Genomic DNA, 15,151 nt, shown 5'->3' with positions numbered 1-15,151 from the left:
ATCCAGTCATTGACAATTAGCAACCAATTGCTCTGTGCAGAACAGCGCGAAGTGGCAAAGACTGTATTCGCCTAGATCTGTTCGACTTTCACGGACTCCAGCGGATAAAACGCCAGATAGTCTTTGATCTCGGCCACCGCGGGGATCGGGTCCTCGTAGCTCCAGACGGCGTTTTCGGTCACTGACGACTTGTTCACGATGGAAAAATGAGCTGCGTCACCCTTGTGCGGGCAATGGGTGATCTTGTCAGTCCGGTCCAGAAAAGCCATCGCGATGTCCGAGTGCGGAAAGTAGATTACCGGATCCAAATCGCCTTCGTGCAGCTCCAGCGCATTGCTTGTTTCGCCCAGAATCGCACCGCCCGAGCGGACGCTCCATTTGCCCGGCGCTTTTTGGATCGTGATCTTTGTCATTCCAGCTCCTTCCCTCGTCTTGTCAGGGCTTCTCCTCTGCCCAGTTCTTGTAACAGCCCGGTGTCACACCGGCGCAGTCGCGGCATCCAACCACAGTTGCGCCTTTTCGCCCAGCCTTGGCCGGATTTTTTCCGCAACATCCTGATGATAGGCGTTCAGCCACGCACGCTCGTCCGCTGTCAGCATATCGACAACGATCAGCCGACGGTCGACGGGCACATAAGTCAGTGTGCGCCAGCATAGCATTGCGCGTTCGGCGTCGCCGCCGGGCAGGACCGGGGCGTCTTCGACCACCACCAGGTTCTCGATGCGAATACCAAAGGCGCCTTCGCGGTAGTATCCGGGTTCATTCGACAGGATCATACCAGGTTTCAGGGGCACATGGCTGACCCGGGACAGGCGCTGCGGCCCCTCATGAACGCTGAGATATGTGCCAACCCCATGCCCGACGCCGTGATTGAAATCCTGCCCAGCCAACCACAGCGGGAGCCGCGCAACGCATTCGATGTCTCGCCCCGCCAGACCAACCGGCCAGCGCAGCATCGACATCGCGATCATGCCTTTCAAAACACGGGTAAAACAGGTCTTTTCCTCGTCGCCCACATCGCCGATTGCGATGGTGCGCGTGATGTCGGTCGTGCCGTCCAGATACTGACCACCGCTGTCGAGGACCAGCAGATGCCCGTTCTCCAACCGGCTGTCGGTCTCCTCGGTCACGCGATAGTGCATGATGGCGCCGTTTGGCCCGGTACCGGCAATGGTATCAAACGAAATGTCCTGCAACGCGTTGTCGCGGCGGCGGCTTTCCTCCAGCCGCGTGACCACCTGTGTTTCCGTCAAAGTCCCCGGCGGTTGGGCATCCAGCCAGCACAGCAGTTCCACGACGGCGGCTGCATCCCGTAGATGGGCCTCGGCGGTTCCGGATATCTCGGCCGCGTTTTTACAGGCCTTGGGCAGGGCACAAGGGTCGCCCCCGTCGACCATGCGGTCGCCCAGGGCGTCAGCTACGATCTGCGGCAGGGTCCCGGCATCGACCTGCACGCGCCCCTCCAAAGTGCTGACAGCCTCCAGAAACCCTGCCGGATCCTGCACGGAAACCATGGCGTCAAAGTAATCGCCGATCTCCGTCAGCTTTTCAGAGGCCATGAACAGGTCCACCCGGCCATCGGCGTTCAGAATGGCAAAACCATGTGCCACCGGATTGTAGGCGATGTCCGAGCCGCGGATGTTCAGCAGCCACATGATGGAGTCCGGCAAGGTGATTACAGCAGCGGAACAACCGGCCTTGCGCAGGTCTTCGGTCAGACGTGCAATCTTGCTTTCTGTCGCTTCTCCTGCAAATTCAATAGGATGAGATTTGACGGGGTTCATTGGAGGGTCTGGTTGATTTTCCCACACACGATCCACCAGATTTGGGCAACGCACCAGCTCGATACCACTGTCCTTAAGCTCGCCACGGGCGCTGGATATCTGCCTTGCTGCATGAAGCCATGGGTCAAAGCCGACCTTGCCGCCGTTCGGCAACTGCTCCTTTAACCATGCGCTCAAGCTGATATCTGGCCACGGAACCGGCGTGAAATCCCCAGCCACCTGCGCCTTGACCTGAGTCCGGTAGCGACCGTCGATGAAGACCCCCGCCACGTCGGTCAACGCTGCGCAAAACCCGGCCGAGCCGGTGAACCCTGTCAGCCAAGCCAACCGCTCATCGCGTGGCGCAACATACTCACCCTGATGAGCATCCGCGCGCGGGATCAGAAACCCGTCCAACCCTTCGCGCGACAGTTCCTCGCGCAAGGCCGCAAGCCGGGGCGGTCCTTGTTCCGGGCGAGCGGTGGCGTGGAAAGACTGGAACATACGGGCCTCGTGCATCTGCGATTTCGGCGGAACTTGCGGTGATGGTCGGCAAATGTCCAGCGCACTATCGCGGTCAGTCAGGGGTATCTTCAAGGAAACGCCGCAGTGTCTGCATATAAACGGGGTAGGCCTCATTCCCAGGCAGAGGGATCTGGTTGCCGGTTTCGAGGATTACGAGAGAGGCACTGGGAATCCCTGCCGCCAGTTTTCGTGCCTCGGACAGAGGATGAACCGCTGCGTGTCGCCCATGCAGAACCAGGGTTGGGCATTTAACCTTGGGTAACAGATCCAGAACCGAGGTACTGTTGGCGATGTCTCGATACTGAAGCTTTTGCTCTCGTGAATAGAGCGCCTGCATCTCGTTCACGAGGTGCCGCACGCTTTCCAATGGTCCGTCCGGAAAGTAACTGAGTGTTGATCCCATTGCGTACCCGCCTCCGGGTATTTGCCATCCCTCGGCAATCAGCGTTCGGATTGCATCCGGTTGATGGGTACCCGCGCGGTGATCTCGTCCTTCGGCCCATCCTCCGGAGATCACGAGTTTTGAAACACGCTCGGGGTAACGTGCCGCAAAGTGCAGGGCGGTAAAGGTTCCGCCAAGCTCGCCGATGATGGAAAACCGGTCAAACCCGGCAGCTTCCGTCACAGCGAGGATTTCATCGACTCTATGTGCAAAAACCGACTGGTCGGCGGTGTTTGAGACCACGGCGTGATCCTTGTTGTACCGCAGAAGACGGAATCGGCCGGCCAGATCCATCAGCCGCGTGCGCTCAGACGACAAACGCCACTCTGCTTCAAGATCGTGAACGATTGAGCCGATGCGCAGAAGCGGAATCCCCTCCCCAGACAAGGTGTATGGGATGGGCCGACCACTGAGGCCGCGGGCATATCGCAACTGCTGGGTCTGCCCGTCCTCGCAGGGGATGGTATCCGCGATCTTCTGAACATCGGTCGTCATCTGAAATCCGCGGCGCACGACCGTCCGAATGACCCGCTGCGCCTTGCCGTCGTCGCCAACCGCCTTTCGCGCCGCAGCAATCCTTGCACTGATCGTTGAATCTGAAACGAAACGGCCGTTCCAGACCCTTGCTACAATCTCGTCACGCGCAACCAGCTTGCCGGGGTGCTGGGCCAGCAATTCCAGCAGATCGAACACCTGGGGCTCAACCGGCACCGTTTCGCCATCGCGCAAAAGCACGTGTCGATCCACATCCAGAATACAGTCTGCAAATTCGTATCGCATGGGGCAAATACACCTCGTTTGATCAGCAGCCACAAGGTTCAACAACAATCCCAAGGGTTTCTAAGGGGTTTCTCAAGGCACCCTTCAAGCGCATCGGAACAGCGGCTGGCATAGTACAGGGCATGAAAGGGAGTTTGTCATGATGCCGCCATTCGACATCGCATTGCTTCGCCATCCGGTGCGGCGATTTGAACCGCCACCGTCGCGCGGACAGTCATTAAAGCCCCGGCGCGGAGTTCGATGGGTTCTGCGTCACCTTAACAGCCCGTCTTCTGCCCGGCAATTCCGCAAACACCTGCGCGGTTAGCTGGCCTTTTTCATACCCATGACCCGCGCACGCGCACGCGGGTCGCTGTCGAACAAGGCTGCAAGCTGTTCGGTCATCGCTCCGGCCAGCTGCTCCACATCTGTAATGGTAACCGCGCGGTCGTAATAGCGGGTCACGTCATGCCCGATGCCGATGGCCAGCAATTCGACAACCTTGCGCCGTTCCACCATCGCGATCACGTCACGCAGATGCTTTTCCAGATAATTGGCTGGATTCACACTCAGCGTCGAATCATCAACTGGGGCGCCATCCGAGATCACCATCAGGATCTTGCGCTGTTCGCGACGTCCGGCCATACGCCGATGCGCCCATTCCAGCGCTTCGCCGTCGATGTTTTCCTTCAGCAGGCCTTCTTTCATCATCAGACCCAGATTGGGCCGCGCGCGCCGCCACGGTGCATCGGCGCCTTTGTAGATGATGTGGCGCAAATCATTCAGGCGTCCCGGCTGCTGCGGGCGGCCATCGTTCAGCCAGGCCTCGCGCGCCTGACCGCCTTTCCAGGCCCGTGTGGTAAAGCCCAGAATTTCGACCTTCACATTGCAGCGTTCCAGCGTGCGCGCCAGAACGTCAGCGCAGATCGCCGCGATCGAGATCGGACGCCCGCGCATCGATCCTGAATTGTCCAATAGCAGCGTCACCACCGTATCGCGGAACTCGGTGTCTTTCTCGACTTTGAAGCTCAGCGGTGTGGTGGGGTTCGCCACCACGCGTGCCAGCCGACCGGCGTCCAGAATGCCCTCTTCGCGGTCAAACTCCCAACTGCGGTTCTGCTGCGCCTGCAAGCGGCGTTGCAGTTTATTGGCCAACCGGCTCACCGCACCTTTCAACGGTTCCAACTGCTGGTCGAGATAGGCCCGCAGACGTTCCAGCTCAGCCGGTTCCGCCAGATCCTCGGCTGCAATTTCTTCATCATAGGTGTTCAGGTAGACCTTATAATCCGGATCCGCCTCAGAGGCCGGCGGTGGGGCTGGTGGCTCCAGCGGGGCCTCGCCCTCGGGCATCTCGGCCTCATCCCCCATTTCATCCTCGGCCATTTCGTCCATCGAGACCTGCGCCTGAGACTGGTCTTGTTGTTCTTCCTGCGTCTGCTCGGGGGTTGCGTCCGCGTCCTGTTCGTCCTGGTCGTCCTGCCCGGTGCTGTCGGGATCGGGCTGCTCATCGGCGTCGTCTTCGGCCTGATCCTCTTGATCTTCGTCCAGCTCATCCGGGTCGTCGCCCAACTGGTCACCGTATCCCAGATCCTTGATCATCTGGCGGGCAAACTTAGCGAACTCTGCCTGATCCGACAGAATATCCTGCAGGTTCTCCAGTGTTCCTCCGGCTTGCTCCTCGATAAAGCCTCGCCAAAGGTTCATGACGTTTTCAGCCGCAGGCGGCATCTCGCGTCCGGTCGCCAGATGGCGGATCAGATACCCGGCTGCCACCGAGAGTGGCGCCTCGGCGGGCTGCTTGCATTGGTCATAGCCGCGCCGGATCGCCTCGTGCCCGATCTTCACATCGATGTTGGATGCGGTGCCAGGCATGTCCCTTGCCCCCATCGCCTCACAACGTGCCACTTCCATGGCTTCATACAGATCGCGCGCCATATCTCCCGGCGGTGCATAGCGCGCATGGGTGGCATCGTCATGATACTTGCGCTGAAGGGCCAGAGCATCTGCCGTGCCCCGCGCCAGCAAAACCTCCTCGCGCGTCATCCGGCGCGACACTTGCGGCAGACGCATGGAGTCCCCCGACACACCCGACGGGTCGACCGTATAGGTGACGTTCAGTTCGGGATCGTCAGCCATGACCTTGGTGGCCTCGGTCAGGGCCTTTTTGAACGGATCAGCAGGGTTATCGTTGGGTTTGCTCATCTGCGGCAGGTCCAGACTTGTTTTGTCCGGGCAACCTAGAGCCAATCAAGCGCCTTGACCATAGGGTCAGCCGCGATTTCCCATCGAACCAGCAACGGGCTGAAGCAAGCCTTTGCTGCGCTCGCCATCCAAGTTACTTTGTGCTTTTACTGAGCCAACAGGTTGTCTGTACAGAATCGCTGTATCGAATTGGAGGCTTCCGTTGGCTCGGGTGCACCCATGAGGATTGCGTTTTTGCGAACAGCCGCCTAAAAAGAACATAGTAAGAACATTGTGCGAATGCACAACAGGGGCAAACATGGATTTTGATTTTGAAACCGAGCTTTTTAAGCTCTCGCGCGAGGAGCTGGAGCGTCTTGCAAAAAGCATGATGACCAGTGGTGTTGCTCTCAGTTTCCATGGCAAGCGTTCCGCCCTTCAAATTGCTAAAAAGGTGCGGCCGCGTCAGACTCGCCGAGAGCCTAAATTGCACGTTGGAACCACCGAAGCACAGTCCAAGAACATGCTGATCGAAGGTGAAAATCTTCAAGCAATGGTGACCCTGTAAAAGTACCGAGGTCAAGTGGATCTCATCGTAACAGACCCACCTTACAACAAGCGAGCAAAGATTGGATTCACGATCTGGTCTTGGAAAAATGGTCGATTGCAGCCTACGTATTGCGAGACGGAAAAAGAAGCCGTCGAAGTCGCTCTAAGGATTGGCTAGTCGACTGATCACTTCGAGTTTTTGCATTCGAAAGGCGATGCTCATCTTCAAGCATGTGCTGATGGAAAAGCTGATCCATCGCACGTTTGGCCATTTTTTTGATTGTTTGCTTTGTTTTCTTGAGCGATGACGGCCAGTTGGCAGTTTCGGATACAACATATGCTCGAATTTCGTCATCCGACGCCGATGGGTACTCACTTTTGCATGCCACATATAGGTCGATGGCCAACCGAGCATCATCCAGCCGTACTGATTTGGTTGGCGGCTCAGTTGGCAATCCAAAAATATCTGAAAGTTCAACGTCCCCACGCATCACAATGCGTTCCAAAAGCTCGCCGCTGACAGCACGCAGGCCTTAACCGTTGTCCAACGTCAGCCGCACGTACCAATTCTCGCTGCCTTCGCGCTTATCCAGCTTGAGTTTTTTGTGCACATTTACAGTGGTAACGCCGTAGCTCATCGCGTGCTGCTTCGCCTAGTTGCCTGTTTTTTCTCAGTATACGGCAAAAGATCTCAAATTGCATTCGAATCTGCATGCGGACTGTGTACGAATTGTGCACGAAAGTTGTGTGGCTATATCTTGTGTCGTTGGGTGCTAAATCGGCGAGTTTTACAAGATGTTGTGGAGGCGAGTACCGGAATCGAACCGGTGTACACGGATTTGCAATCCGGCGGCGATAGCCGTTTTCTAACGGTTTTTTGTGCGGCAAAACCGCAGAACGTATCAAAAACGTATCGAGAATGTGTGGCAGAGCCTGTTTTTGCAGCTCGGCCTCAAACTGGCCAGGGTGGGCTTCGAAAGGTCAAAAAAACGGGGCCAGTTGGCCCCGCTTTGTACTTCCCGCCCGTCACGCCCAATCAGGTCATGACGAACGCATCTCCTTGATCTCTTTGATTGCCGCCTGTGCAAGGAACGCAGACCTGTTCAGGCCCAGCTTCTTCCCGGCAGCATCGATTGCTTCCAAAAGGCCGCGATCGAGACTGATGTTCGCCCTCACTGTGACGCTGGGGCGGGCAATGTATGGGACTGACAGGATGTAAGCCCCTTCCTTAAGATCGTCGCTGACTTCCGCCACGATCTCTTCCAAGGAGCGGCCCTCTGGGGCCGTTTCGGAGTCCAGAAGAAAATCCTCGACCGCCGCAATCGCGTTGGCCATCAGATCCTCTTCGTCATCCGCTGCAGCAAAGCATCCGGGCAAGTCTGGGAAAGACGCACCATAGGCGCTGCCCGGATCGTGGTGGATGATTGCATAGTATCGTTTCATGTGTTGCGAGGTTCCTTTGATCGGTGATGAACAGCAGAGTGCTGGTTTGGTGAGTGCTTGCAGGCCGGATCAAATCCAGCCTGCCTGCTTTGCTATGTTTCTTGCCGTCCCTCTTGGCAGGTCTTTCTTTGGATGAGGAACAATCACCGTTTTGTCGTCCTTCCTGAGTTTCACGTGCGATCCCTTTTGAGAAACCACGGTGAAACCTTCGGATTTCAGTCGCGCGATGATCTGTCTGCTGTTCGTTTCCATGTGTAAATATATACACAATCCACCTTCAGCATACAAGTCATTTGCGCAAATATTTGCGCATTACCTCGGCGGCGCAGAACTTGATCGGAGTCCCCTAATTCTGAAAACCGGGAATGCTCCGACTTTGGATATCAGGAGTTTTGGGCACCTTGCTGCCCCGGCAATGCTGGCGCGGACATGTCTACTGACGAGAGAGAAGTGTCTTGATGTCGTTGCGGATTTCAGTGAGCGCTTTACCGATGTCGTTCTCGTGGCGAGACACTCGGGCGTGGACGGACGCAATGTCGGCCTTTCGGTCCTCTTTCTCGCGCTCGACGTCCTTCTCGATTGAACGAAGCCGCTGCTTGTTCAGCGCCTGCCCGACCTCCATGCGAACGCCGAAAGCTGCGAGCACGACCGCGACCGGCCATAGGGTCCTAAACCAATCCAGAAGCGTCATGCGGTCCCCATCAATACTCTAGCGCGGTGGTTGCAGAGTAAGAATGAGTGACCACGCGAGCAAAACCCTCTGGCGGTTCCCCTAGTCGGGCCGCTGCGCCTGAACCATTGTCCGATAGCCGGCTTCTGAGGCCTCGTGCGTGACAGTCTCGACCACCCATGCACCGGCGGATGCGGAACTGAAATCAATGGGGGTGATCTTGCCTTGGGCGACGACACTCGGGTTACCGGGCATCTCGATATCAAGCGTTTCCTTTGTTCGCCCAGCGCGGCGGGCTTCCGCATCGGCGACGGCGCGAGCTTCTTCTTCGGATCGGAACCGCTGTCGCAGCCGTCTGACCGGCGCTCCATCACCGATTTTAACCTCCACGTCCTTGCTGGCTTCCAAGTCCCGGTAGGTGGCGATGACAGTACCCGTGGCTTCGCCCAGGCTGCGACGCATCGCCCAGCGCGTGACATCCGCCTGCAGCAAAGGGATAGTCGGCGTGGGCTGGCCAGAGGCTTTGATGCCTTCAGCTTTCTTGCCGATGAAAAGGACCCCGCCGGCCGGTTTGGCGACCAGGTCATGTATCAGGGCGATGCGTGTGAGCATGGATAGATCACTTTCATCGATCTGGTCGATGTGGCCGGGGATGATCGAGGCCACGGATGTGGTCACACCGGGCGTGAGACCGTTGTCGCCCGCGATCGTGGACACGATATCCCCGACGGTAAGGCCATCCTCCCAAGAGCGGGTCTTCTGCTGATGGATTGGTGCGTAGCCGCTCTGGGTCTGCCCCTGCGGCTTGGCACGACAAACGACGCTGATCGTGCGCGGTGGCGAGCTCTCTTCGACCTCATCGGCGATATAGAGCCCCATGTGCTTGAACTCGCCAAGATACCCCAACTCGATCTCTACCTCGGCTCCGGGCTCCGGCATGATGAAGCGTGATACCGGCGAGACATTGGCGAACGTGATTTCGGCTGTGTCTGAGACAAAGCCAGCAGCGTCGGTCACGCGCACCGAGCTCAGTTGCGAAAACAGAAATCCGGAGATTGGCACGCCGTTGATACGCACCCGGACAAATGGGCGAAAGTCGGTCAGCCCCATAGTTGCTCCGTCTCCACGGGCCCGGTGGTGCTCAGGTCAGGGAGGGCGATGCGCACGCCCGCACCCAGGACCGCGCCCAGCGCCGACAGGCCGGGATTGGCAGCCAGCACAGCCTCGACCTTACCATCAAGCGTGTCACCGTAGTGAGCAGCCACGATCGCATCGAGCACGTCACCCTCAGACGAAACGTAGTGGAGATCGGAGCCCGCCGTCATATCTCGCCATCCTCATCGTGAAATCCTGCCGCTGGGGAACGCCCTGGGACGCGAACACCTGCTGGCCTTCAGTAATGCCCTCGACCACCCAAAGACCCAGCACCTTGCCGATCCCGGAGACAAGGGAGAGTGGGACACCAAGACTGGCCTGGGTGCGCATTCGATCGACCTGCTTCAGTCCACCGCGAAAGCGCGGGTAGATCACACCCTCGATCTCGATCGTCTCCGGCCCGTAGCCGGTGAATTGGAGGGCGTCATCGGTTCCAATCCTTGCCTGCCGCGCCCAACGATACTCGGTGGACCGGCTCAGGCGCTGATAGGTCGCACTGTCGATCGAGAATTGGAAGAACCCGAGCTGCATCATCACCTCAGCCATGGTTATCTCCCGTATGGTCCAGTCGAGGGAGCCCGATCGAACAGCCCGTTGCCGGCAGCCTGACGGCTCTTGCGTTCGACCAGGCGAATGACCTCCTCGGCGGATGCGCCAGCCGCGTGGATGGTGTAGGTGATATGCTGTGTCACCGGACCCGTCGCCGCAGCAGCCGCCTGTGCGCCGGCACCACCAGACGCGAACAACGCCTCCACCCGCGCGGCGATACCCGCGTCCGCAGCGCTGTCGGGCTGTGTGGTGCGATCTCTGGATGCTATGACTCGTGCCGCCTGGTCCGCAGCCGCCCCAGCGCGGCGCGGTACCGCGCGTGGTCGGTCCATAAGCGCGCCAACACGGTCTGCATAGCCCGCGAGTTGGCGGAGAGCGCGATTATTGGCGACATAGCCGGAACGGTTCTCGAACTTGAGCTCCGGACCCAGCTCGCCAGTCAGGTGCCAACCCGGCCGGAATTGCCCCCCGAGCGCATTCGCCTGTGGGCGTATGGTCGGCCGGACGTTGGACGGCAGCGGTGATGATGCCGTTTTGCCTTCCAACTCGCGTAGGGTCTCGACGATGTTGCGAGCTTTCAAGAGCGCCTGATCGAGCGATTCCGTAGAAATTGCGGGCGTGACCTCTTCATCACTCAAGACGCGAAGCGCCTCCGTCAGCTCAGTGACGCGGCCCCTGGCGGTCTCGAGCTCCTGCTCAATCTCCTGCATCTCTTGGGTGCGCTGATCCAACTCCATTTGCAGCGGCGCTTTAAGAGTGGCCGAAATCGGCTCGTCTTTAATCTGATCGATTTGAGCCTGTAGTGCCTTGACTTCCTCACGCGCTGCCGCTGCGATATCCTCAAGCGCGCTAATTGCATCCGGTGTGGGCAGATTCCCCATGACGCGGGCGGCATAGAGGCGCTCGGCGGCTCGAGCGTCGGATGACGCCATAGATTGGAACTCTTGCGTCTGCCCAAGCCGTCGCCGCTCTTCGACCGGGATCCTCGTCTCCGCGAGTATCTGCTCGGGGGTTGCAGGTCCCGCCGCAGCGGCTTCCGGTGTGAGCGTACCGTCGCCCATTTCCATGTTACCAAGCCCAAGGGCGACACCACTGCCGATCGCTCCGCCCTTCAGAAGGAAACGTCCTGCTGCCGCGCCCAGCGCAGCGAGCCCAACACGCTTGGTCGCGGTACCTGCCGCTGCGCCTGCGCCAGTAGCTGCCGCATTGCCCAGAGCCGATCGTTTGCCCAGCCGTCCAAGCGCCGAATCCACCAGCCCGGTGCTCGCTGCCAACGCACCCATAGCGACGGCTGCACTTCCGACGGCCCAGACAAAACGACCAATTCTCCAGATGGTGCGGAAGGCAAAGACCCCGGCTATGATCTTGCCCAGGTTTTCATACCCACCAACCATATCTGCTACTGCATCGACACCCTCCCAGACTTTGGCAGTCACATCGCCTATACCGGAGGCAACCTTGCCGAGCTTGGGAATTACCTCCTCCAGGCCATCGGCAAATCGCTCGGACCATGCCTCAACCTCATCGCGGTTTTCAATCAGCGCATCGCCGATCCGACGCATAGATTGCGTGACAACCGGCATGAGTGCAGCTCCGACAGTATTCCTGAGGCCTTTCATGGTCAGCTGGGTATCAAGCAAGGTATCCTGAAACACCTCCGCATCGCGAGCGGCCTGCTCGGAAAGCACGTAGCCGGTGCGACGGGCGTCGTCGCGCAGATCCCGGAGTCCCCGCGAGCCGCCACGCAACATGTTGAGCATGCCAATGCCAGAGCGCCCGAAGATGTCGTTGGCGATTGCGGCCTTTTCCGCCTGAGTAGCAACGCCTTCCATTCGGTCGGCAATAAGGCCCAGCGCTTCCTCGGGTAACATCTCAGACAACTCTGCCGCCGACAGGCCAAGAGCATCAAGGGCATCTTTCTGAGCGCCAGTACCATCGAGCGCGAGACCAATGTTCTTGGTCATCTTCTCCAGCGCAGTATCAAAGGCAGATGTGGCTATACCTGACCGTTCTGCAGCGTATCGCAACTCTTGCAGGGTCTCGATCCCAATGCCGAGCTTGTCCGCTGTTTTTGCGACATCATCACCGAGTTTCGCGGTGGAAGAAGCCACCCCAAAAATTGCACCCCCCGCAATCGTGGCACCGACTGCGAGTCTGCGAGCGTTGCGCCCGATATCCGTGGCCATGGTGTTGAACGTGGAGCCAACACGGCGCGAAGCGGCGGCAGCGCGGTTCCAACGCTCCTGGGAGCGGCGTAGATCGATGAGGGTACGCTCGAGCTTCTCGTATTCTCGATCGAGGTGCGCTACGGATTGGCCCTGGCGCCGGAGAACATTGCGCTGGCGATCAAGCTCTTTCTGGCGGCGTTCCACCCCCTTGATGGCGGTGCCAACCTCGTTCAGCCCGGATTTTAGAAACCCGACATTGCGTTTGACCGACGCTTCGAGAACCGAGCCGATGGTGATTGTTGCGTTTAGACGTTGGTTTTTGGTGCTCATTTCCTACCCTTCGGAGGCTTTGGCAAGCCCTCCAACCACCAGATGAAACGACTGACCGGCATGGCCATGATCTCAGCCTCGGCCCATCCGGTGTGCCGGGCGAGCCGAAGGGCTCCCACCCGGACTTGCTGCTCGGTCAGCCTAAAAAAACGCCGTATGCGTCCTGGAGCCGCCCGTATTGGCGCATGGTTAGACCACGAATGGCCTCCGGCGACTGCTCGGTAAGATTAGCGATTGCCTGGCTTTCGCGCTCGCCAACGGATTTGATCTTCTCGATCGCGAGTTCGTCAGCAACGGTGGGCTCACGCATTGTCAGACTGCTGACCTCGGTACCGTCCAGCTTTGGCTTGCTCTTCAAGTCCGCAAAGCTGACCGTGATGGATCCGTCGTCCTCCTCGGTCAGCCAATCCGGTAGTTTCCCCTCGCTCATGTGCCCTCCTTACAGGCCTATATTGGCGCGGTGCGCGGCGAGCTGATCCACACCGTCGATCACACGCACCATGTTGATGACATCGATTTCGTTGATCGTGCGCTGGCCGTGAACCTCACGGTAGTAGCGCAGGCTCATGGTGATGGTCAGGGACGGCTTGTTGCCGGACCCCCAGGTACCGCGGGCAACCGAGATCATCTTGCCCTGCATGTAGTGCGCGACTGCGGTTGTGGTGCCGTCCAGGCTCTCGAGCGAGCCCTTGGCGGTGAGCTGCACGGTGGAACCGTCCTTAACGCCCCAGAGCGCGAGAACGTCCGCATCGTAGGAGGTGAGCACGAAAGAGCAGGTCATCTTTTCCTGCCCCATGTCGATGTCGATCGGCTGATCCATACCACCGCCGCGAAACTCCTCGGTGGAGACCGTCAGGTCGGGAGAGTTGTACTCCTCGATCTTGCCCGCGTAGCCGCGGCCGTCGACGATCAGGTTCAGATATTTGAGAATGTCCTCGGCGGCCATCAGTTAAACACCTCCTCGATGTAGTCATTGACCAGGTGGGAACGGAATGTGATGTGCTCGGCGGGATAAACGGGCGTGAAATCGAAGTTGAAGAACACCTTCCCGAGCTGGATGTTCGCAGCCGAATTCAGGTCGGGGTCCGCCCAGCACTTGCCGCCGAGAATTGCGCCAAGTGCAACGAGGTCGCGGAGATAGGCGTTCACGCCTTCCTCGACGTCCTCGACATAGGTCCGGGTAATCCCGCGATCGACGGCCCAAAGATGGGCCCGCAGCAGCGAGTCATTGATGATGTCTGCGGTGCGGCGGACGCTCAGGAACACCCACTTGGTGTCGGCGGTCAGCGTCCGGTTCCCCCAGAGACGGAAGCCGTTCTGGCGGATGGTGGTTGCGACCTTGTTCTCGTTGAGAAGGTTGGCGCGGGCGCTGGCATCGCCGAGCTTGAAATCGACCGGCCGCGTGGTCCCGATGATTCCGGAGATCAAGTTGTTAGATGGAGACGCCCAGAAGCCGGTATCGTTGTCCACCTTGGCGATCAAACCAGCCACCCGTGGCGATGGAGGCAGATCGAGGATATCGCTGCCGACCGTGACTTTGTGCCAAGGGTCGCAGAGATAGATACGATCGGAGCCGAAATCGCCGGCGGCGGTGTAGGCCTGAGTGTCGGTGGCGTTCGGCCCATCAGCGATGACGACCGCGCGGAGACGGTTTGCGATGCCCTGCAGTTCGGCGACAACCGGGTTGGCGAGCCCGCCGGGACGCTGGTGAGTGAAGCCGGGAGCGATCAGGATGCGAGGGGCGTATCCCACAACACTCTCGGCCCCCACGAGAGCATGGACGCCCTCGAGGTTGCCATCGGCGGAGTTGACGCCACCGATCACGTTGGCAAGGGTGCCTGCTTCGTCCGCGCCTGCTTCGACGCGCACAACGATGACGACGGCCCCGATCTGATCGAAGATACCGTCCATCGCACTTGGGAGCGTGCCTTTGCTTTCGCCTACGGTGTCAAGGCCAGCGGCTTCTTTCCGGGATCCTGCAACCACAACCGGTGTGTTGAGGGGGAAAGCAGCAGCATCGGCGTCGGGCGCGGTGCCTACGATTCCGATAACCGAGGATCTGACCGTCTGGATCGGACGGGGGCCTGCATCGATCTCAATGACCTCGACGCCGTGAAGGAATGCCATGTGGACCTCGCTTGCGGAAGTTGCTCTTCGGCAGAGCATCTCACCGCGCCCGCGCTCTTTCCTCTGGCGGTTCCCCCGCATGCGACATGCCGAGTTGATCGGTCCAGCTCATCCGTTCAGAGGACGAGAGGTGGCGTTCGCTTCAGCATCCGTCAATGGCAGCTGTGCGCATGAAGCGGACTCTGCAAACTCCTATGACCGGCCCAAAGCTACGATCCATCAACCGGCCAATACGCTGCGGCCGCAGCCCAGCATTGCTGCCGTTCGCTGCATTCGCTCAATGTAATCGAATGCCAAGGATTGATCCGTGGACGTGTGTTGTCGGAGGACGACAAGAATTGCGCCGGGTTATAAGCAAAAACGCCGGGTGTCTTCGCATCTCCATTTCTCAAGCTCCAGAAGGTTTTCGCGGGCTCTCTGTGCGGATGGTATTCAAAGTTTCTGGAAAAGTTTGGTCAACTTACTCTTAAAATAGGACACAATCTTCCGC

16 protein-coding genes are annotated in these 15,151 nt (G+C 58.9%); 1 reads left to right on the top strand and 15 read right to left on the bottom strand.

Going from position 1 to position 15,151, the window contains the following annotated elements; genetic code table 11:
* Positions 1-71: 71 nt before the first annotated feature.
* The 4 genes from ACR3ES_RS17540 to cobT form a co-directional block, all read right to left on the bottom strand.
* The gene (locus tag ACR3ES_RS17540; RefSeq protein ID WP_170433142.1) at positions 72-413 is read right to left on the bottom strand and encodes a DUF427 domain-containing protein; all 342 of its coding nucleotides are present in this window, start codon (positions 411-413) and stop codon (positions 72-74) included.
* 63 nt (positions 414-476) lie between these two features.
* A complete protein-coding gene (locus ACR3ES_RS17535) occupies positions 477-2,267 on the bottom strand; it encodes an aminopeptidase P family protein (RefSeq protein ID WP_170433145.1) in 1,791 nt (596 codons plus the stop codon).
* 73 nt (positions 2,268-2,340) lie between these two features.
* The gene (locus ACR3ES_RS17530; RefSeq protein ID WP_170433148.1) at positions 2,341-3,510 is read right to left on the bottom strand and encodes an alpha/beta hydrolase; all 1,170 of its coding nucleotides are present in this window, start codon (positions 3,508-3,510) and stop codon (positions 2,341-2,343) included.
* Between the two features lie 303 nt (positions 3,511-3,813).
* Entirely contained in the window at positions 3,814-5,691 is a 1,878-nt protein-coding gene (gene cobT / locus ACR3ES_RS17525; RefSeq protein WP_170433150.1) for a cobaltochelatase subunit CobT, read from the bottom strand.
* 298 nt (positions 5,692-5,989) lie between these two features.
* Here cobT and ACR3ES_RS17520 point away from each other — a divergent pair, with 298 nt between their 5' ends.
* On the top strand, positions 5,990-6,238 hold the full coding sequence (locus tag ACR3ES_RS17520; RefSeq protein WP_170433153.1) for a hypothetical protein: 249 nt from the start codon (positions 5,990-5,992) through the stop codon (positions 6,236-6,238).
* Positions 6,239-6,341: 103 nt separating this feature from the next.
* On the opposite strand, the gene ACR3ES_RS17515 is transcribed toward ACR3ES_RS17520, so the two are convergent.
* From ACR3ES_RS17515 to ACR3ES_RS17465, 11 genes are all read right to left on the bottom strand, one after another.
* Positions 6,342-6,710 (bottom strand): zinc-binding metallopeptidase family protein, encoded by a 369-nt coding sequence (locus ACR3ES_RS17515; protein WP_170433156.1) that lies wholly within the window; start codon positions 6,708-6,710, stop codon positions 6,342-6,344.
* A 550-nt stretch (positions 6,711-7,260) separates the two neighbouring features.
* Positions 7,261-7,662 (bottom strand): type II toxin-antitoxin system HicB family antitoxin, encoded by a 402-nt coding sequence (locus ACR3ES_RS17510; protein WP_480424079.1) that lies wholly within the window; start codon positions 7,660-7,662, stop codon positions 7,261-7,263.
* Positions 7,663-7,731: 69 nt separating this feature from the next.
* Complete coding sequence (locus tag ACR3ES_RS17505) at positions 7,732-7,914, bottom strand: type II toxin-antitoxin system HicA family toxin (RefSeq protein ID WP_480425508.1); 183 nt, start codon at positions 7,912-7,914, stop codon at positions 7,732-7,734.
* 181 nt (positions 7,915-8,095) lie between these two features.
* Positions 8,096-8,353: a hypothetical protein gene (locus tag ACR3ES_RS17500; RefSeq protein ID WP_480424077.1), complete on the bottom strand. Its 258-nt coding sequence runs from the start codon at positions 8,351-8,353 to the stop codon at positions 8,096-8,098.
* 81 nt (positions 8,354-8,434) lie between these two features.
* The gene (locus ACR3ES_RS17495) at positions 8,435-9,442 is read right to left on the bottom strand and encodes a phage late control D family protein (RefSeq protein WP_480424075.1); all 1,008 of its coding nucleotides are present in this window, start codon (positions 9,440-9,442) and stop codon (positions 8,435-8,437) included.
* Entirely contained in the window at positions 9,433-9,597 is a 165-nt protein-coding gene (locus ACR3ES_RS17490; RefSeq protein WP_480424073.1) for a tail protein X, read from the bottom strand. The genes ACR3ES_RS17495 and ACR3ES_RS17490 overlap by 10 nt, the downstream gene beginning before the upstream one ends.
* A gap of 22 nt (positions 9,598-9,619) precedes the next feature.
* Positions 9,620-10,033, bottom strand: coding sequence for a phage tail protein (locus ACR3ES_RS17485; RefSeq protein WP_480424071.1), 414 nt, complete (start codon positions 10,031-10,033; stop codon positions 9,620-9,622).
* A 2-nt stretch (positions 10,034-10,035) separates the two neighbouring features.
* On the bottom strand, positions 10,036-12,534 hold the full coding sequence (locus ACR3ES_RS17480; protein ID WP_480424069.1) for a phage tail tape measure protein: 2,499 nt from the start codon (positions 12,532-12,534) through the stop codon (positions 10,036-10,038).
* 136 nt (positions 12,535-12,670) lie between these two features.
* Positions 12,671-12,964 (bottom strand): phage tail assembly protein, encoded by a 294-nt coding sequence (locus ACR3ES_RS17475; RefSeq protein ID WP_480424067.1) that lies wholly within the window; start codon positions 12,962-12,964, stop codon positions 12,671-12,673.
* A gap of 9 nt (positions 12,965-12,973) precedes the next feature.
* Positions 12,974-13,480: a phage major tail tube protein gene (locus tag ACR3ES_RS17470; protein ID WP_480424065.1), complete on the bottom strand. Its 507-nt coding sequence runs from the start codon at positions 13,478-13,480 to the stop codon at positions 12,974-12,976.
* Entirely contained in the window at positions 13,480-14,661 is a 1,182-nt protein-coding gene (locus ACR3ES_RS17465) for a phage tail sheath C-terminal domain-containing protein (RefSeq protein WP_480424063.1), read from the bottom strand. Before ACR3ES_RS17465 ends, ACR3ES_RS17470 begins: the two co-directional genes overlap by 1 nt.
* Positions 14,662-15,151 lie beyond the last annotated feature (490 nt).

This window comes from Ruegeria sp. B1 (assembly GCF_056535885.1).
Note: the sequence above shows the minus strand (reverse complement) of the source record. Positions and strands in the feature narration are given on the sequence as shown.

Coding starts and splice junctions, on each gene's coding strand:
- ACR3ES_RS17540 (WP_170433142.1), bottom strand. CDS start 413: ATGACAAAGATCACGATCCAAAAAGCGCCGGGCAAATGGAGCGTCCGC.
- ACR3ES_RS17535 (WP_170433145.1), bottom strand. CDS start 2,267: ATGTTCCAGTCTTTCCACGCCACCGCTCGCCCGGAACAAGGACCGCCC.
- ACR3ES_RS17530 (WP_170433148.1), bottom strand. CDS start 3,510: ATGCGATACGAATTTGCAGACTGTATTCTGGATGTGGATCGACACGTG.
- cobT (WP_170433150.1), bottom strand. CDS start 5,691: ATGAGCAAACCCAACGATAACCCTGCTGATCCGTTCAAAAAGGCCCTG.
- ACR3ES_RS17520 (WP_170433153.1), top strand. CDS start 5,990: ATGGATTTTGATTTTGAAACCGAGCTTTTTAAGCTCTCGCGCGAGGAG.
- ACR3ES_RS17515 (WP_170433156.1), bottom strand. CDS start 6,710: ATGCGTGGGGACGTTGAACTTTCAGATATTTTTGGATTGCCAACTGAG.
- ACR3ES_RS17510 (WP_480424079.1), bottom strand. CDS start 7,662: ATGAAACGATACTATGCAATCATCCACCACGATCCGGGCAGCGCCTAT.
- ACR3ES_RS17505 (WP_480425508.1), bottom strand. CDS start 7,914: ATGGAAACGAACAGCAGACAGATCATCGCGCGACTGAAATCCGAAGGT.
- ACR3ES_RS17500 (WP_480424077.1), bottom strand. CDS start 8,353: ATGACGCTTCTGGATTGGTTTAGGACCCTATGGCCGGTCGCGGTCGTG.
- ACR3ES_RS17495 (WP_480424075.1), bottom strand. CDS start 9,442: ATGGGGCTGACCGACTTTCGCCCATTTGTCCGGGTGCGTATCAACGGC.
- ACR3ES_RS17485 (WP_480424071.1), bottom strand. CDS start 10,033: ATGGCTGAGGTGATGATGCAGCTCGGGTTCTTCCAATTCTCGATCGAC.
- ACR3ES_RS17480 (WP_480424069.1), bottom strand. CDS start 12,534: ATGAGCACCAAAAACCAACGTCTAAACGCAACAATCACCATCGGCTCG.
- ACR3ES_RS17475 (WP_480424067.1), bottom strand. CDS start 12,964: ATGAGCGAGGGGAAACTACCGGATTGGCTGACCGAGGAGGACGACGGA.
- ACR3ES_RS17470 (WP_480424065.1), bottom strand. CDS start 13,480: ATGGCCGCCGAGGACATTCTCAAATATCTGAACCTGATCGTCGACGGC.
- ACR3ES_RS17465 (WP_480424063.1), bottom strand. CDS start 14,661: ATGGCATTCCTTCACGGCGTCGAGGTCATTGAGATCGATGCAGGCCCC.